Origin of the sequence: Micromonospora sp. WMMD735 (assembly GCF_049178995.1) — a bacterium.
Taxonomy (GTDB): Bacteria; Actinomycetota; Actinomycetes; order Mycobacteriales; family Micromonosporaceae; genus Micromonospora; species Micromonospora wenchangensis.
In genome coordinates, this window is sequence record NZ_JBMHMJ010000002.1 from 5,587,451 (window position 1) to 5,604,962 (window position 17,512).

15 protein-coding genes are annotated in these 17,512 nt (G+C 74.1%); 6 read left to right on the top strand and 9 right to left on the bottom strand.

What is annotated here, in order from left to right:
- Positions 1 to 2 precede the first annotated feature (2 nt).
- Entirely contained in the window at positions 3 to 623 is a 621-nt protein-coding gene (locus ACN268_RS24380) for a pyridoxamine 5'-phosphate oxidase family protein (RefSeq protein ID WP_421485146.1), read from the bottom strand.
- Between the two features lie 147 nt (positions 624 to 770).
- Between ACN268_RS24380 and ACN268_RS24385 the strand changes: the two genes are divergently transcribed.
- From ACN268_RS24385 to ACN268_RS24395, 3 genes are read left to right on the top strand one after another with little or no spacing between them, the layout of a single operon-like run.
- Positions 771 to 1,277, top strand: a complete 507-nt coding sequence (locus tag ACN268_RS24385) for a DUF2231 domain-containing protein (RefSeq protein WP_420118397.1) — start codon at positions 771 to 773, stop codon at positions 1,275 to 1,277.
- A gap of 50 nt (positions 1,278 to 1,327) precedes the next feature.
- Positions 1,328 to 1,813, top strand: coding sequence for an Hsp20/alpha crystallin family protein (locus ACN268_RS24390; protein WP_421486981.1), 486 nt, complete (start codon positions 1,328 to 1,330; stop codon positions 1,811 to 1,813).
- 6 nt (positions 1,814 to 1,819) lie between these two features.
- Entirely contained in the window at positions 1,820 to 2,947 is a 1,128-nt protein-coding gene (locus tag ACN268_RS24395) for a glycosyltransferase family 9 protein (protein WP_421485147.1), read from the top strand.
- Positions 2,948 to 3,057: 110 nt separating this feature from the next.
- Here ACN268_RS24395 and ACN268_RS24400 read toward each other — a convergent pair whose 3' ends face one another.
- Positions 3,058 to 3,930, bottom strand: coding sequence for a glycosyltransferase family 2 protein (locus tag ACN268_RS24400; protein WP_421485148.1), 873 nt, complete (start codon positions 3,928 to 3,930; stop codon positions 3,058 to 3,060).
- The gene (gene rfaE2 / locus ACN268_RS24405; protein WP_421485149.1) at positions 3,927 to 5,822 is read right to left on the bottom strand and encodes a D-glycero-beta-D-manno-heptose 1-phosphate adenylyltransferase; all 1,896 of its coding nucleotides are present in this window, start codon (positions 5,820 to 5,822) and stop codon (positions 3,927 to 3,929) included. The genes ACN268_RS24400 and rfaE2 overlap by 4 nt, the downstream gene beginning before the upstream one ends.
- Before the next feature lie 122 nt (positions 5,823 to 5,944).
- Here rfaE2 and ACN268_RS24410 point away from each other — a divergent pair, with 122 nt between their 5' ends.
- Both ACN268_RS24410 and ACN268_RS24415 read left to right on the top strand, forming a co-directional pair.
- A complete protein-coding gene (locus ACN268_RS24410) occupies positions 5,945 to 6,493 on the top strand; it encodes a type 1 glutamine amidotransferase domain-containing protein (RefSeq protein WP_421485150.1) in 549 nt (182 codons plus the stop codon).
- 110 nt (positions 6,494 to 6,603) lie between these two features.
- Positions 6,604 to 8,277: an MDR family MFS transporter gene (locus ACN268_RS24415; RefSeq protein WP_421485151.1), complete on the top strand. Its 1,674-nt coding sequence runs from the start codon at positions 6,604 to 6,606 to the stop codon at positions 8,275 to 8,277.
- 188 nt (positions 8,278 to 8,465) lie between these two features.
- On the opposite strand, the gene ACN268_RS24420 is transcribed toward ACN268_RS24415, so the two are convergent.
- The gene (locus ACN268_RS24420) at positions 8,466 to 8,957 is read right to left on the bottom strand and encodes an NUDIX domain-containing protein (protein ID WP_145917586.1); all 492 of its coding nucleotides are present in this window, start codon (positions 8,955 to 8,957) and stop codon (positions 8,466 to 8,468) included.
- An 84-nt stretch (positions 8,958 to 9,041) separates the two neighbouring features.
- Between ACN268_RS24420 and ACN268_RS24425 the strand changes: the two genes are divergently transcribed.
- Positions 9,042 to 10,691, top strand: a complete 1,650-nt coding sequence (locus tag ACN268_RS24425; protein ID WP_421485152.1) for a fatty acid--CoA ligase — start codon at positions 9,042 to 9,044, stop codon at positions 10,689 to 10,691.
- A gap of 202 nt (positions 10,692 to 10,893) precedes the next feature.
- Here ACN268_RS24425 and ACN268_RS24430 read toward each other — a convergent pair whose 3' ends face one another.
- From ACN268_RS24430 to ACN268_RS24450, 5 genes are read right to left on the bottom strand one after another with little or no spacing between them, the layout of a single operon-like run.
- Positions 10,894 to 11,907 (bottom strand): NADPH:quinone reductase, encoded by a 1,014-nt coding sequence (locus ACN268_RS24430; RefSeq protein ID WP_421485153.1) that lies wholly within the window; start codon positions 11,905 to 11,907, stop codon positions 10,894 to 10,896.
- 9 nt (positions 11,908 to 11,916) lie between these two features.
- Positions 11,917 to 13,053, bottom strand: a complete 1,137-nt coding sequence (locus ACN268_RS24435) for a glutathione-independent formaldehyde dehydrogenase (RefSeq protein ID WP_421485154.1) — start codon at positions 13,051 to 13,053, stop codon at positions 11,917 to 11,919.
- Positions 13,054 to 13,094: 41 nt separating this feature from the next.
- Positions 13,095 to 13,751, bottom strand: coding sequence for an HAD family hydrolase (locus ACN268_RS24440; protein WP_421485155.1), 657 nt, complete (start codon positions 13,749 to 13,751; stop codon positions 13,095 to 13,097).
- 44 nt (positions 13,752 to 13,795) lie between these two features.
- Entirely contained in the window at positions 13,796 to 15,583 is a 1,788-nt protein-coding gene (locus ACN268_RS24445; protein ID WP_421485156.1) for an ABC transporter ATP-binding protein, read from the bottom strand.
- 3 nt (positions 15,584 to 15,586) lie between these two features.
- Positions 15,587 to 17,512, bottom strand: a complete 1,926-nt coding sequence (locus ACN268_RS24450) for an ABC transporter ATP-binding protein (RefSeq protein WP_421485157.1) — start codon at positions 17,510 to 17,512, stop codon at positions 15,587 to 15,589.

Genomic DNA, 17,512 nt, shown 5'->3' on the forward strand with positions numbered 1-17,512 from the left:
CGTCACCCCCGGTAGAGCTTCTCCGCGTACGTCGGGCCGTAGTAGTGCTCCAGGTCGGCCAGGCTCTCGGTCGGCGTCTCCACCTCCTTGACCAGCCGGGCCCGCGACGGCAGCGCGTCCGGCTGCCAGGTCTCCGGCTGCCACAGCGCGGAGCGGAGGAACGCCTTCGCGCAGTGGTAGAAGATCTGCTCGACGGCCACCTCGACGGCGAGCACCGGCCGGTGCCCCTGGACCAGCATGTCGTCGAAGTAGGGCGCGTCGCGTACCAGCTTCGCCCGACCGTTGATCCGCAGGGTGTCCGTCCGGCCCGGGATCAGGAAGATCAGCCCGACGTGCGGGTTGTCGAGGATGTTGCGGTAGCCGTCGGCCCGCCGGTTGCCCGGCCGCTCCGGGACGGCGATCGTCCGGTCGTCGAGCACCAGCGCGAAGCCGGCCGGGTCGCCCTTGGGCGAGACGTCGCAGCTGCCGTCCGCGCCGGCCGTGGCTACCAGGCAGAACGGCGACGCAGCCAGCCACTGCCGGTCCCGCTCGTGCAGCACGGTGCGTTCCTTGGCCGCCGCGCGGGGCATCGGTGCCCCCAGCAGCGCGCGTAACTCCTCGTGCGAGGTGATCTCTGCCGTCACGTCCGCCTCCCCCGTCCGTTGGTCCCGGTGGCGGGCGGTGGCACACCGGCCGCCGTACGTCAGCCTAGGCGGGCGTGGCGAGCGGGTCCGCCCCGGACGGCGGGTACCGGCTCCACCCGCCCGCGACGACGCAGGGGAAGGGCCGCCATGGAGAGCCGACTGAAGGTGCTCGGGCACCCGGTGCACCCGATGCTGGTGATGTTCCCGGTGGCGCTGCTGGTCACCGGCACCCTCTTCGACATCGTGGACACGGTCGGCGGGCCCGACTTCCTCGCCGAGGTGGCGTACTGGAACATCACCGTCGGCCTGGTCGGTGGCCTGCTGGCCGCGGGGGCCGGCACGTTCGACCTGCTGGCCATCCCGGCCGGCACCCGGGCCAAGCGGGTGGCGCTCACCCACGCGGCGGCGAACGTCGCGGTGATCCTGCTCTTCGCCGCCGTCTGGGCGGTCCGGTTGAACGCCGAATCCCGGGCGGCCGGCGGCGCGCTGATCGCCATCGAGGTGGTCGGCCTGGCCATCCTCGGCGTCAGCGCCTGGCTCGGCGGGGAACTGGTCGACCGGTTGGGGGTGGGTGTCGACTCCGACGCCGGCCTGGACGCCCCCAGCTCGCTGCGGCCCGCCGCGACCGGCCGACCGGTGGGGGAGGTGCGGTGAGCGAGCAGCCGGGCCGGGGCTGGCGCAGCCGCCAGCAGGGCTGGGACCCGATGGGCGAGCTCCAGGCGTTACGCGCCGAGCTGAGCCGGCTGGTCGGCGGCCGGGGTGCGTCGCCCGACGTCGAGCTGACCGAGGTCGCCGACGGTTGGCAGGTGGTCGTCCGGCTGCCCGGGGTGGCGCCGGAGGAGGTCGCCGTCGAACTCGACGACCGGGAACTCTGCGTCCGGGCCCGTTCCGAGGCCGAGGTCAACGCCGACCAGGGCATCCCCGGCGGGTTCGAGACCCGGGGCTTCGAATACCGGGTGGACCTGCCGTCCCGGGTCGACCCCGACGCCATCGACGCGGTGATGGACCACGGCCTGCTCCGGGTCCACCTGCCCCGGGCGGCCCGGCCCGCGCCGCGCACCATCACCGTCGGCCGCGCCGGCTACCCGCCCGGCCCCACCCGCACCGGTACGCCCACCGGCGTGGACCCGGCGGCGGACCGGGAGCTGCACCACCCGGGTGCCGCCGTCGACCCGCTCGACCGGCCGTAGGCCCCGGTGGCCAGCCCCGCCCTGGGGGGCCCGCTGGGGGAGCGGGTGCCCGACGTGGCCCGGATCGCCGTGCTGCGGGCCAACGCGCTCGGCGACCTCGTCTTCCTGCTGCCCGCCCTGGACTCGCTGCGGGCCGCGTACCCGGCGGCGGAGATCGTGCTGTTCGGCGCGCCGTGGCACGCGGCGTTCTGGCGGGACCGGCCCGGCCCGGTCGACCGGGTGCTGGTCGTGCCGCCGGCCCCCGGCATCCGCGAGCCCGGCCCCGACGAACCGCCCGGGTCGCTCGACGACTTCCTGGCCGACGCCGCCCGGGAGGGCTACGACCTGGCGTTGCAGGTGCACGGCGGCGGGGCCAACTCGAATCCGGTGATGAGCCGGTTGGGGGCCCGGGTCACCGCCGGGTTGCGCGCCGAGGACGCCCCACCGCTGGACCGCTGGCTGCGTTACGTCTACTACCAGCCCGAGGTGACCCGCTACCTGGAGGTGGTGGGTCTGGTCGGGGCGGAGGCGGTCACCGTCGTACCGACGCTTACGGTGACCGACGCGGACCGGGCGCAGGCGCTCGCGGTGCTGGGCGAGCCGGACCGGCCCCGGGTGGCGCTGCACCCGGGGGCGACCGACACCCGGCGGCGCTGGCCGGCGCGGCGGTTCGCCGAGGTGGCCCGGGTGCTGCACGACGACGGGTACGAGGTGCTGGTCACCGGCACCCCCGCCGAGCGGGCGGTGGTGGACGAGGTGGTCGCGGCGGCCGGGGTGCCGGTCCGTCCCCAGGTCGGCACGCTCAGCCTCGGCGGGTTGGCCGCCGCGTACGCCGGATGCGGGCTGGTGGTCTCCAACGACACCGGCCCGCTGCACCTGGCCGGCGCGGTGGGGGCCCCGACGGTGGGCGTCTACTGGGTCGGCAACATGATCAACGGGGCGACGCCGTTGCGCGCCCGGCACCGCCCGATCGCCGCCTGGACGACACGCTGCCCGGTCTGCGGGGTCGACTGCACGCCCGGGATCTATCCGCACCGGCCCGGCGACGGCAACTGCCCCCACCGGGACTCGTTCGTCGCCGACGTGCCGGTGGCCGAGGTGCTCGAAGCCGCCGCCGACCTGCTCCGCCCCGGACCGGGCAGCGCCGCCGGCTGACGGCCTCAGCCCGGTGGTCACGCCGGTCGACGGCCCCGGACCGGGGCGGGTCGGTCGACGGCCCCGGGCCGGGGCGAGCCCGGCGGGTCGGCGGCCGGAACCGGCAGGGCTCAGGCCGGCTGCGGGGTGTCGGCGGCGACGACCTCCCACGCCTCGACGTCACGGTCGGTCACGGTGGTCGGTGACTCCAGGTGGTACGCGCCGCTGGGCAGCACACCCGCGCCGCCGTACCGGGCCAGCACCGCGAGCTGGGCGGCGACGTCCTCGCCCTGGTGGTTCGCCGGCACCCGCCGCCAGAACTCGAAGCCGCCCGCGTCGACCAGCGCCGCCCGGTCGTAGAGCACGCAACCGCCGATCCAGGAGACCTTGTACGCCCGCCACGCCCCCGCCGGCAGGCCCAGCTTCTGCTGGACGTGCAGCAGGTTCGCGGCCGGGTGGATGGCGGCCCGCTGCCACTGCGGGGTGTCGGGGCGGACCCGTTCCGGCACCACCGGCCCGTCCCACTCCTCGTAGTGCCGGTGCGTCTCGGGGCGGACGTCGTCGGCGTACGACAGGCCGTGCACCGCGTTGCCGACGAACCCGCAGCCCAGCTCCCCGATCGCGGTGACCAGCCGGTCCAGGGTGCCCGGTTCGAGCCAGACGTCGTCGTCGAGGCAGAGCACGTACCGGGCCACCGACCGGTCCAGCAGGTACGCCCGGTGTTCGGCCAGCCCGCGCCGGGGCAGCCGCCGGGTGAGCAGCACCGGGTGCCCCCGGTGGCGCAACGCCCGGACCATGGTGGCCGCCGCCGGGTGCGCGTACGCCGGGTCGTGGTCGGACTGGTCGCTGACCACCACCCCGAAGTCGGGGACCTCGACCTGGGCGGCCAGCCCGGCCAGGGTGACCGCCAGTTCGGCCGGCCGGTTGCGGGTGGGGATCAGCACGTCGAGCCGACGGGGTCGGCGGAACTCCCCGGTCGAGCCGAGGTCGAGCGGTCGGTTCACGTGGTCCTGCCCAGGTGTTCGGCGGTCGGGGTCGGGGTGGCCGGGGTCGACGCCGGGCCGGGTGTGGTCGGCGGATCGACGCCGGACGGCACCGTGCCGGGCCGGTCGGCGGCGGTGGCCCGGCCGGTGGTCGGGACGACGGCGGCCTGGGCGCGGATCCGGTCGATGATCGCCGAGGTGGACCGGTCCGGCACGTAGCCGAGGGTGCGCACCTGACCGCCGAGGCGGCGCACCAGCGGTGCTTCCGGGACCATCTCCGGCGGGTAGTCGCCGCCCTTGACGTACACGTCGGGGCGGACCGCCTCGATCAGGCCGGCCGGCGAGTCCTCCTCGAAGACCACCACGTGGTCCACGCAGGACAGCGCGGCGAGCAGGGCGATCCGGTCCTCCACCGGGTTGACCGGCCGGTCGGCCCCCTTGAGCCGGCGGACGCTGGAGTCGGAGTTGACCGCCACCACCAGCAGGTCGCCCAGCGCGCGGGCCTGTTCCAGGTAACGCACGTGCCCCGGGTGCAGCACGTCGAAGCAGCCGTTGGTGAACACCACGGACCGGCCGGCCCGCCGGTGGTCGGCGACGATCGCGTCCAGCTCCCCGGTGCCGACCAGCGTCGGATGGGTGCCGCCGCCGGACGTGCCGCCGAGCGCGTCGAGCAGGTCCTCCCGGCGGCACACGCAGGTGCCGGTGTCGGAGACGGTGATGGTGGCGGCGAGCTGGGCCAGTTGGGCGGCGGTCGGCAGCGGCGCCCCGGCGGCCAGCGCGAGGGTCATCGCCGCCAGGTACGCGTCGCCCGCGCCGACGGCGTGACTGGCCGGGACGGGGGTGCTGTGGCTGCGCCGGGGCGCACCGTCCGGGCCGCCGACGATGGCGCCCTCGGTGTCCAGGGTCACCGCGACCACGTCCGCGCCGGTGTGCGCCCGCAGCTCGGCCAGCCGCGCCTGCGCCAGCCCGGCCCGGTCGACCCCCTCGCCGACGGTGGCGTTGACGGTCACCCCGGCCCCGGTCACGCTCAGCCCGTCCCCGGTCATCGCGACCCGCCCCTCGCCCGGGGTCGGCTCCCCGGTCGGGCCGGTGGCCCGGCCGACGCCGCCCGGGGCGGTGCCCACGACCAGCTCCGACGGCCCGTCCGCCGGGTCGTTGGGCGGGTGGTCCAGGTGCAGGCCGGTGCCGCCGGTACGGGCCGGGGCGGGCGGCGCGCCGAAGCCGGCTGCGGCGCGGGCCAGCAGCCGGGTCGCCTCGGCGAAACTGGGGGTGACCACCGTCGGGTTCAGCCCCCGCCAGTCGGCGAGGTCGTGGGCGTCCAGGGCGACGGTGGCGTACCGGTGCCGGTGGGCGACCAGCCAGGCGCGGACCGGGGCGGGCAGCGCACCGAGGCCGTAGTCGCAGACCACCAGCGTGGGCGCGGCCCCGTCGGCCACCGCCCGCAGCTCCTCGGTGGCGCAGCTCAGGGCGGTGAGCAGCCGGCCGACCCCGTCGTCGTCGAGCGGGTCGTCCGGGTCGCCGGAGTCCTCGCGGAGCAGGATCTGGTTGCCGGCGAGCATCCGGCGTTTCACCGGCGTTGGCCGGTGCGGTTCGCTGACCGTACGGTCCCAGACGCCGGCCCGGTCCAGGCAGTCGTGCAGTTCGTCGCCGGCCACGTCCGCGCCGACCGGGGCGACGAGCAGGGCCCGCCCGCCGAGGGTGGCGATGTTGACCGCCGTGTTCGCGGCCCCACCGGCGGCGGTGATCCGTCGGCGCAGGGTGAGGATCGGCGCGGGGGCCTCCCGGCACAGCCGCTCCGACTCGGCGAAGCGCCACTCGTCGAGCATGGCGTCACCGACGACGAGGACGGCGCGTTCCCGCCAGCTCGCCACGACGGTGGCGAGCCGGCGCTGTTCCGCTGCTGCTCCTGCCATGCCCACCGGGGTCCCCCGCCCCGACCAGGCCAAACCCTCCGCCGCGACCGGCGACCGGGGTCACGTTTCGGGCCCTACGCCCCGGGAACCGACCAGAGGTATCCGGAGAGGGGAAAACCGACATGGCAGCCACGACATTGCAGGGCAAGCGGATCGCGTTCCTCGCCACCGACGGCGTGGAGGAGGTCGAGTACGTGCAGCCGCGTGAGGCGGTCGAGAAGGCGGGCGCGACCGCCGAGCTGGTGTCGCTCAAGCCCGGCACCATCCAGGCCTTCAACCACCTGGACCAGGGCGGGACGTACGACGTGGCGGTGACGGCGGCCGACGCGGACGCCGACGGCTACGACGCGCTGGTGCTGCCCGGTGGGGTGGCCAACCCGGACTTCCTGCGCACCGACCCGGACGCGGTCCGGTTCGTGCAGGCGTTCTTCACCGCCGGGAAGCCGGTCGGGGTGATCTGCCACGGCCCGTGGACCCTGGTCGAGGCGGGTGTGGTGGCGGGCCGCCGGATCACCAGCTGGCCGAGCCTGCGTACCGACCTGACCAACGCCGGCGCGACCTGGGTCGACGAGCAGGTGGTGACCGACGGCAACCTGGTCAGCAGCCGCAAGCCCGACGACCTGCCGGCGTTCTGCGCCACGATCGTCGACCGGTTCGCCGCCGGCGACTGAGTCGTACCACGACGGGCACGCGGGGTCCGCCCGCGTGCCCGCCGGTGGGTCCGGGGGCAGGTTTCCCCGGCCCGCAGGCATGTTCGCGGGGGAGCGGGAAAGAAGGCGGGATGACCGCCCAGACCCACGGCCAGCCGGTGCTCCAGGCCCGCCAGCTCCGCCTGTTGATGTTCGGCCTGATGACCGGCATGCTGCTGGCCGCGCTGGACCAGACCATCGTCGGTACGGCGTTGCCCACCATCGTCGGGGAGCTGGGCGGGATCGACCACTACTCGTGGGTGGTGACCGCCTACCTGCTCGCCTCGACCGCCTCCACCCCGCTCTACGGCAAGATGGCCGACCTGTACGGCCGCCGCCCGGTCTTCCTCTTCTCGATCGGCACGTTCCTGCTCGGCTCGCTGCTGGCCGGCCTGTCGCAGGACATGACCCAGCTGATCGTGACCCGGGGCGTACAGGGCATCGGCGCGGGTGGCCTGATGACGTTGGCGTTCACCATCATCTCGGACGTGGTGTCGCCCCGGGAGCGTGGCCGCTACCAGGGGCTGTTCGGGGCGGTCTTCGGCGTCTCCTCGGTGGCCGGGCCGCTGGTCGGCGGCTACTTCGCCGAGACGAGCTGGCGGTGGATCTTCTATCTGAACGTGCCGCTGGCGCTGCTGGCGATCGTGGTCTGCTACCACGTGCTGCGGTTGATCCCGTTCGAGCGGCGGGAGCACACCGTGGACTGGCTGGGCGCGGCGCTGCTGGTCGCCGGGGTGAGCGCGTTGCTGCTGGCGCTGAGCTGGGGCGGCAACTCGTACGCCTGGGGTTCGCCGACGATCGTCGGGCTGTTCGTGGCGGGCGCGGTGCTCGGGGTGGCGTTCGTGCTCCAGGAGGCCCGGGTCGGTGAGCCGATCCTGCCGCTCGGGCTGTTCCGTTCGGCGACGTTCGCGCTGGCCAACTCGGCCGGTTTCGTGCTCGGTCTGGTGATGTTCGGGTCGATCATCTTCATCCCGCTCTACCTGCAGATCGTCAAGGGCGCCTCGCCCACCCGCAGCGGCCTGCTGATGCTGCCGATGATGGCCGGCATCATCGTCACCTCGATCGTGACCGGCCGGGCGATGAGCCGGATCGGCAGGTACAAGTGGTTCCCGGTGGCCGGTTCGGTGGTGCTGGTCGCCGGCATGCTGCTGTTCACCCGGCTCCAGGTGGACAGCTCGCTCTGGGCGGCGTTCGGCTACATGGTGGTCATCGGCGTCGGGCTGGGCCTGTGCATGCAGTCGCTCATCCTCGGCGTGCAGAACGCGGTGGACGTCCGGAACCTCGGCGCGGCGACCTCCTCGGCGACGTTCTTCCGGTCGCTGGGCGGCTCGTTCGGGGTGGCCATCCTGGGCGCGGTGCTCTCCTCCCGGCTCGCCGGTGGCCTGGCCGACCGGCTGCCCGGCGCGATCGCCCAGCTCCCGCCCGAGCAGCGGGCGGCGGTGGCGGGCAGCGGCACGAACATCTCGATCAACGACCCGGCGACGATCCTGGTCCTGCCCGGCCCGGTCCGGGCGGCCATCCAGGCATCCTTCGTCGACGCGCTGCACCTGGTGTTCCTGACCACCGGCCTGATCGCGCTGCTCGCCGTGCTGGTCACCCTGGCCCTGCCGAACGACCAGCTCCGGGGTGCCGGCCCGCAGGGCGCGACCGGTGGCACCGACCCGCTCGGTGGAACGGCCCCCGCCCCCGGCGGCAAGCCCCTGACCCGGGAGTCCAAGGAGGAAGCCGCCGCCGACCTCAACGCCAAATCCCAAACCATGCTCTGACCCGGTCCCGCCCGGCCCGGCCCGACCCCATTCCGCCCGCTCTCTCCCGCTCTGTCCCGCTCCGGCCCACCCCGGCTCGCTCCGGTGATCAAGAGGTTTGCGTCAGAAATCGCGCCGAGGCTGACGCAAACCTCTTGATCACCGGGGAAGGCGGGGGAAGTGGGGGAAGGGGGAGGGGGTAGCGGGGGCTACTTCAGGATGAGGCGGTTGGTCTGGGTGAAGACGTCGAGGTCGGCGAGGGTTTCCGGGACCGAGAGGGAGAGCGGGGCCGGGAACTCGTGCGGGTGCAGGAAGGCCGCGTCGGTCGTCTCGTCGGTGACCCGGGCCAGCTCGCCGTCCCACTCGTCGACCCGGAACGCGGTGGTGAAGATCTGGTAGGTGTGGCCGTACATGTTGGTGTGGGTGCGGTCCGGGCCGGTGTAGAGGGCGAAGGCGCTGACCCGCAGGGCGCGCAGGCCGGTCTCCTCGCGCACCTCCCGCACCGCGCAGTCGGCGATCGACTCGCCGAGTTCCATCGCGCCCGCCGGCAGCGCCCACTGGCCGTTGTCGGAGCGCCGGATCAGCAGCACCCGGCCGTCGTCGTCGCGCACCACGGCCCGGGCGCCGACGAACATCAGCGTCCGGTCACCGGCCAGGGCGCGTAGTTGTCCCACGTACGAGTCGGCCCAGGAGATACTCACCCGGACAATCTACGCAGCATTCCGGGGACGGTTCGACGTTCCGGGGGTTCCCAACGTGTGACCGGCGACACTAGCTTGTCACCCATGCGTAGCACGATGATGGACGCCCCGCTGCAGGTCGCCCGGATCCTCGAACACGGTGTCACCGTGCACGGCACGGCCGAGGTGGTCACCTGGACGGGGGCCGAGCCGCGCCGGATGTCGTACGCCGAGGTGGGACGGACGGCGGCCCGGCTGGCCCACGCGCTGCGCGACGAGTGCGGGGTGACCGGCGACGAGCGGGTCGCCACCTTCATGTGGAACAACACCGAGCACCTGGTGGCGTACTTCGCCGTGCCGAGCATGGGCGCGGTGCTGCACACCCTGAACATCCGGCTCTTCCCCGACCAGGTCGCCTACATCGCCAACCACGCGCAGGACCGGGTGGTGCTCGTCGACTCGACGTTGATCCCGCTGCTGGCCCGGGTGCTCGGCGAACTGACCACGGTGCGGCACGTCGTGGTGGTCGGCGGGGGCGACCCCGGGCCGCTGCGGGCGGTCGCCGGTGACCGGGTCACCTTCCACCACTGGGATGAGCTGCTGGCCGGCCGGCCGGAGCACTACGACTGGCCCGAGGTCGACGAGCGGGACGCCGCCGCGCTCTGCTACACCTCCGGCACCACCGGCCACCCCAAGGGTGTCGCCTACTCGCACCGGTCGATCTACCTGCACTCGTTGCAGGTGTGCCTGCCGGAGGGGTTCGGGCTCGGGCCGGGCGACCGGGAGCTGGCCATCGTGCCGATGTTCCACGCGATGTCCTGGGGGCTGCCGTACGCGGCGTTCCTCTCCGGCGCGTCACTGATCATGCCGGACCGGTTCCTCCAGGCCGCGCCGATCGCCGAGATGATCGCCGCCGAGCGGCCCACCCTGGCCGGCGCGGTGCCGACCATCTGGAACGACCTGCTGGCCCACCTGGACGCCAACGACGTGGACACCTCGTCGCTCAAGGAGGTGATCGTCGGCGGCTCGGCGTGCCCGCCCGCGCTGATGCACGCGTTCGCCGAACGGCACGGCATCGAGGTGATCCACGCCTGGGGGATGACCGAGATGTCCCCGCTGGGGTCGGTGTCCCGGGCACCGGCCGGGGTGACCGGCGACGACGCCTGGCGGTACCGCTACACGCAGGGGCGGGTGCCGGCCGGGGTGGCGGCCCGGATCGTCGGCCCGCTGGGCGAGCCGCTGCCCGCCGACGGGACGTCCGTGGGGGAGCTGGAGGTTCGCGGGCCGTGGGTGACCGCCAGGTACGTCGGCGACGACGCCCCCGATCCGGAGAAGTTCCGCGACGGCTGGTTGCGTACGGGTGACGTCGGCACGCTCTCGCCGGACGGGTTCATCACCCTCACCGACCGGGCCAAGGACGTGATCAAGTCCGGTGGGGAGTGGATCTCCTCGGTGGAGCTGGAGAACGCGTTGATGGCCCATCCGGACGTGCAGGAGGCCTGCGTGGTGGGGGTGCCCGACCAGCGGTGGGGTGAGCGTCCACTGGCCACCGTGGTGGTCCGCGAGGGCGCGTCGACCAGTGTGGAGCAGCTCCGTACGTTCCTCGCCGGTTCGGTGGCACACTGGCAGTTGCCGGAGCGCTGGGCGGTCATCGACGCGGTGCCGAAGACCAGCGTCGGCAAGTTCGACAAGAAGGTGGTGCGTTCGCGGTACGCCGCCGGCGACCTGGAGGTACGGGAGCTGGCGGGGCCGTAACACTTTTCGGCGATCCGTCGCCGATGGGGTAGGGACGTCACTCCTGAAACATCCCTCCCCAGGGGCGGCCCCGGCGTTCGCACCGCGCCGGGGCCGCCCTTCCTTGCGGGGTGACCCGCCATGTCATTGTTGCGAGAATTACTCGCGTCTGTCCGGGCGATTGCGAAATGTCCTCAGATTCACCGGTCGGCGGTGTCCGGATCTACTGTCCGGCGGTGTCCAGCAGCACCTTGCCCACCACCGCGTCCTCCACCGCCCGGTGCGCGTCGGCGGCCTGCGCCAAGCCGAAACGGTGCAGCGGCAGGCCCGCCTCCGCGCCCACCCGTACCGCCCCCTGGGCGACCGCCGCCGCCACGTCGGTCACCGCCTGCGCCTTGGCCGCCTTCGGTGCCGTGTAGACCAGCACGAACTGCCAGCAGGCGTTCGGGGCCATCAACGGCCGGATCGGCAGGGTCACCTCGCCGCCACCGTCGTCGGCGTAGACGCAGACCGCCCCGCCGGCCCGCAGCACCTGCACGTCGGTGGCCGCGTTCCGGGCGGCGGAGACCTCGACGATGGTGTGCACCCCGTCGGGGGCTACCTTGCGGACCTCGTCGGCCACGTCCTGTTCCCGGTAGTCGATGACGAAGGACGCCCCGGCCGCCGCCGCCAACTGCGCCTTCTCCGGACTGCTGACCGTCGCGATGACGCAGGCGTCGGCCCAGCGGGCCAACTGGATCGCCGCGTTGCCCACCGCACCCGCCCCGCCCTGCACCAGCACCACGTGGTCGCTGAGCGCCCCGGCGTGCAGGGTGTCCGGCATGTACTCCCCGGCGGTCAGGCAGCGGTGCGCGGTGAGGAACGGGATGCCCAGGCACGCGCCGAGGTCGAAGGAGGCGTCCCCGAGCGGCACCACCTGCCGGACCGGCACCACCGTGTACTCGGCGGCCGTACCCCAGGGGCGCTGCCAGGCGGCCTCCCAGACCCACACCCGTTCCCCGGTCAGACCCTGGTCGACCCCCGCGCCGACCGACTCCACCACGCCCGCCCCGTCCTGCCCCGGGGTCTGCCAGCCGACCGGTAGCGGCTGCTGTCGCCGGCTCTTCCAGTCGGTCGGGTTCACCCCGGCCACCGCCAGCCGGACCAGCACCTCCCCCGGACCCGGCTCGGGCACCGGCCGGTCGACCAACTGGAGCACCGACGGGTCACCGGTGCGTTCGTACACGATCGTCTGCATGCCGTCTCCTCAGGCCGCCGGTTTGAGCACCACCTTCGAGTAGCCCTCCTCGCGGCGGTCGAAACGTCGGTACGCGTCCGGCGCGGCGTCCAACGGCAGCTCCTTGCTCACCACGAAGCTCGGGGTGGCCCGCCCCGCCATGATCAGATTCCGCAGGTACTCGTTGTAGGTCTTCACGTTGGCCTGCCCGGTGCCCATCCGCAGGCCCTTCTCGAAGAGCTTGCCCACCTTGAACAGCAGCTCACCCCTGCCGGAGTGCTCGTCCGGCGCACCCGGGTCGTTGGCCAGGTAGAGGCCGACCACGCCGATCGCGCCGGTCGCCCGGACCACCTCGACCAGGCTGTTCAGCACCGCCGCCGGCTGCTCCGCGCCACCCTCTCCGGTGGCCTGGTAGCCGACCGCGTCCACCCCGTGGTCGGTGCCCACCCCGTCGGTCCGGTCGAGGATCTGGGCGACCGGGTCCCCGGCCGAGAAGTCGATCGGGGTCGCCCCGATCGACTCGGCCAGCCGCAGCCGGTCCGGCACCCGGTCCACCAGGAACACCTCGGCGGCACCCATCAGGACCGCCGAGTACGCGGCCATCAGCCCGACCGGCCCGCCACCCATCACGGTGATCCGCTCGCCGGGCCGCAGCCCGGTCATCGCCACCCCGTGGTAGCCGGTGGGGAAGATGTCGGCGAGCATCGCGTAGTCGTTCTCGTGCTCGGTGCCGGGCGGCAGCTTCAGGCAGTTGAAGTCGGCGAACGGCACCCGCAGGTACTCCGCCTGCCCACCCCGGTACGGCCCCATCGCCACGTAGCCGTACGCGCCACCGGCGAAGCCGGGGTTGACGGTGAGACAGAAGCCGGTCTTCTGCTCCCGGCAGTTGCGGCAGAACCCGCACGCCACGTTGAACGGCATCGACACCCGGTCGCCGACCCTGATCCCGCGTACCCCGGTGCCGGCCTCGACCACCGTGCCCATGTTCTCGTGGCCGAAGACGATGCCCGGCTCGGCGAGCGTGCGTCCCTCGTACATGTGCAGGTCCGAGCCGCAGATCGCGGTCGTGGTGATCTGCACGACGACGTCGTCGGGGTGCTCGATGCGCGGGTCCTCGACCTGTTCGACCGTCACCTCGTGCGGCCCCTGGTAAACCACAGCTCTCATGGGTCCGACGCTAGGCGGCCCGGCCGGGTCGCGGAGGCGGTTCAGCCGAGCCGGTCCACCACCTCGGGGGTGAGGTCGTGCACCGAGGAGAGCACCGTCGCGGCCAGCTCCGCCGCGTCCGGGTCCAACGGGTACGACCCGTGCGGCACCGCGATGACCCGCATCCCGGCGGCGGCGGCCGAGCGGACCCCGTTGGAGGAGTCCTCCACGGCGGCACACCGGGCCGGGTCGACCCCGAGCCGCTCGGCGACGGCCAGGTACACGTCGGGCGCGGGCTTGCCCCGGGCGGTCCGCTCGGTCGACAGGGTCACCCGGAACTCGGCGGTGAGGTCCGCGGCGGTCAGCGCCGCCGCGATCAGCCGGGTCGGCGAGGAACTGGCCAGCCCCAGCGGCCAGCGCGCGGCCAGCCGGCGCACCACCAGGTCGGCGTCGTCGATCAGCGGTACGCGCACCGCGTACCGCCGGGCCATCTCCTCGACCACGTCCACGGCGACCTGCTCGGCGCTGCGGTCGACGCCCAGCTCACCGCTGAGGTACTCGGCCCACTCGCCGGTGCTCATCCCCATCAGCCGCCGCTGGGTGTCGGGCTGCCAGGTGCCGCCCCGCGCCGCCACGTACGCCCGGCGCACCTCCTCCCAGACCGGCTCCGAGTCCACGATCACGCCGTCCAGGTCGAACACCACCGCATCCACCGTCACCCCGCCATCCTCCCCGACGCCACCGCCCCGTTCCGACGCCACCCTCAGCGGTAGGCCGCGGCCTGGGTGCCGTAGAGGGTGGCGTACACGCCGTCGAGGCGGATCAGCTCGTCGTGGGTGCCCACCTCGCGTACCCCGCCGTCGCCGATCACGATGATCAGGTCGGCGGTGCGGACCGTCGAGAAGCGGTGCGACACGAAAACCGTCACCCCGCCGCTGTCGGCGGCGACCCGGGCCGCCCCGTCGGCGTACCTGGCGAACAACCGGTGCTCGGCCTCGGCGTCCAGCGCCGACGCCGGCTCGTCCAGCACCATCAGCAGCGGGGCGTCGCGCATCATCGCCCGGCCGAGCGCCAACTGCTGCCACTGCCCGCCGGAGGCGTCCACCCCGCCGTCGGCGTGACTGCGCCCCAGCCGGGTGTCCAGCCCGTACGGCAGCTTGTCGGCGACCTCGCTGTGCGCGCGGGCCAGGCCGGTGCGGACCGCGTCGTCGTCGGTGGCCCGGGGCAGGTCCCCGATGCCGACCGCCAGCCGGGCGGTCAGCTCCGGCCGTGCGTAGTCCTGGAACGCGGCGGTGGTCCGCGCCCGCCAGGCGGCCAGGTCGAGATGCCGCAGGTCGACCCCGTCGACCAGGATCGCGCCCCGGTCGGGTTCGTAGAACCGGTTGAGCAGCTTGACCAGCGTGGTCTTGCCCGCGCCGTTCTCGCCCACGACCGCCACGGTGCTGCCGGCGGGCAGCAGCAGGTCGACGTCGCGCAGCACCGGGGTGGCCGCGCCCGGGTAGGTGAAGCTCACCTGCCGCAGCCGGATGCCCTCCAGCAGGCGCGCGGGTGGGAGCAGGGGCGTGGCGGGCGCGTCGGGCGGGGTGACCGGCTGCGGCACCAGCTCGCGCACCTCGTCCAGGCGGCGCAGGGACCGGCCGCTGCGCGCCAACTGCTGGGTGATCGTCACGGCGGCGGCGACCTGGTGGTTGAGCTGCGAGGCGAGCATGATCGCCAACACCACGTCGCCGACGTCCGCCCGGCCGCGTACGGCGTCGCGGACGACCAGGACCAGGGCGGCGACGTAGCCGAGGGCGAACACCGCCTGCCCGGCGGCGCGCCACAGGCCGGCGGCCAGCTCACCGCGCCAGAGCCGGGCGGTGGCGCGCTGCCAGTGCGTGGCGTAGCGCTGCTGGAGATGCCCCACCAGGCCCAACAGGCGCAGCTCCTTGGCCGAGGCCGCGGTGGTGGTCAGCTCGAACAGGTGCCGGGCCTGCCGGGTGTCGACGACGCTGTCCGCACGGGCCCGGTCGGCGGCGGCCTGGGCCCGGCGACCGGCCAGCACCGGCAACGCGGCCAGCAGCGGCAGCAGCACCAGCGCCGGATGGGTCAGGGTGAGCAGCACGGTGGTCAGCAGCAGGCCGACCGCCAGCGATCCCCCGGTCAGCAGCGCCTGGAGGCCCTCGCCGATGCGTTGCAGCTCGTCCTGGGCCAACGCCATCCGGTCGGCGTGCTCGGGCCGCTCGTGGTGGTCCAGGTACGGGGTGCCGTTGCTGATCTCGATGAGCTGCTCGTCGGTGCTGAGCACGTTGAGCTCGGACACCTCGAAGTACCCGATGTGGGCGAAGTGCGCACAGGTCAGCGCCGCGATCGCGGCCACCGCGACGGCCAGCCCCGCCCAGGCCGCCGCCCCGGCCCGGCCGGCCGCCGCCGCGTTGGTGAGGTGCTTGAGCGCCACCGCGCTCGCCGGCACCGCCACCGCGTTGCCCACCATCAACGCCAGCGCCACGGCCATCTTGCGCCGGTCCTGCCGCCACGACAGCCGCAGCAGCCCGGTGATCGCCCGCATCATCGCTCAGCCCACCCGCTGCGCCAGCGGACCGGCGCCCTCGTCGGTCTCCCGGTCGGCCCCGCCGGTGTCCCGCTCGGCCTCGTCCTCGGCGAACCGCTCCGCCTGGAGGGTGAACATCGTCGCGTACCGGCCGCCCGCCGCCATCAGCTCGTCGTGGCTGCCCTGCTCGACGACCCGCCCCCCGTCGAGCAGGACGATCCGGTCGGCCAGCCGGACGCTGGACAACCGGTGCGAGATGAGCACCGTCGTGCGGCCCCGGGTCAGCTCGGCGAACCTGGCGAAGAACTCGGCCTCGGCCCGCACGTCCAGCGCCGCCGTGGGCTCGTCCAACACCAGCACGGTGCTGCCGTGGTAGAGCGCGAACAGGGCACGGGCGATGGCGATGCGCTGCCACTGCCCGCCGGACAGGTCGACCCCGCCGTCGTACGCGCGCGACAGCAGCGTGTCCAAGCCGTCCGGCAGCGCGTCGAGAGTGTCGAGCAGCCCCGCCGCCTCCGCCGCGCGGCGGATCCCGGCCCGGTCGTCGAGATGCTCCACCGCGCCGAACCCGATGTTGGCCGCCACCGACAGCTCGTAACGGACGAAGTCCTGGAACACCACGGCGATCCGCCGCTGCCAGTCCCGGGCCGGCAGGTCGGCGAGGTCGACGCCGTCGGCGCGTACCGCACCGGCGTCCGGCGAGTAGAGCCGGGCCAGCAGTTTCACCAGGGTCGTCTTGCCCGCGCCGTTCACCCCGACCAGGGCGGTGCAGCGGCCGGCGGGGATGTGCAGGTCCAGGCCGTCGACCACCGGCGCGGCAGAGCCCGGGTAGCCGAAGCGCACCCCGGTGAAGTCGATGGCCGGGGCGGCGGTGGCGGGCGGCCCGGCACCGCCCCGGTCGGCGGGTTCCGGGTAGCGTGCCATGGCCTGCTCGAACGCGGTGATGGCGGTCTCGGCGTTCATGCCGTACTGGGTCTGGGTGTCGGAGTCCGGGTAGAACTCGCCCAGCCGGATCAGGGCCAGCACCGCCTGCAACACCAGCGCCAGCGCGGCCAGGTCGTACGCCCCGTCGGCGGCGCGGACCCCGGCCAGCGCCAGCACGGCCGCGACGCCGACCAGCCCCACCGCCGTGTACGCCAGGTAGGGCCGCAGGTAGATCCGGCGGCGCTCGGCCCAGACGGGGGCCAGGGCCCGGCGGTAGACCTGCCGGTAGCGCTCGGTCAGCCAGCCGGTGAGCCCGAAGACCCGCAGCTCCTTGGCGGCGGCCGGGCCCATCGCCAGCCCCCGCAGGTAACGGCTCTCCCGGCGTAGGGCCGCCACGTCCCGGATGACCCGGGCGTAACGGCGCAACCCGCCGCGCTGGCCGTGCCGGAACAGCAGCACCACCGCCAGCATGACCAGCGCCGCCCACGGCCCCAGCACCACCGCCACCACCACCGTGAACCCGGCGACCTGGGTGTACGGCCCGACGAGGGCGATCAGCCCGGCGTACGCCGCACCCGGGGTGCGGAACGCGAACCGCAGCTCGTGCCCGGCCTCCCCCAGCTCGTCCAGCACCGCCGGGTCCTCCAGCGGGGTGATCTCCCGGGTCGACAGCGACGCCTGGATGAGCCGTCGGTACATGTGCCCGTCGACGCGGCGGCTGAGCTGCTCGGCGACGGCCTTCTGCGCCGCCTCCGCGAGTTGCGCCGCGATCAGCGCCGCCCCGGCGACGGCCAGCGGCCACCACACCCCGGACGGTCGGGCGGTGCCGTGCAGCACCGGGCCGATCCGGCCGACGGTGGTGCTGACGGCGATCGCGAAGACCACCGGCAGCACCCCCCGGGACACGCTGAGCGCCAGCGCGACGGCACTCCACCCGGCACCGGCGGCGGGCCACTGCCGGGCGATGCGCAGCCGGGCGGCGGCGGCCGCACGCCACTGCCCGACGCCGGAGGGGGAGGCGGTCAT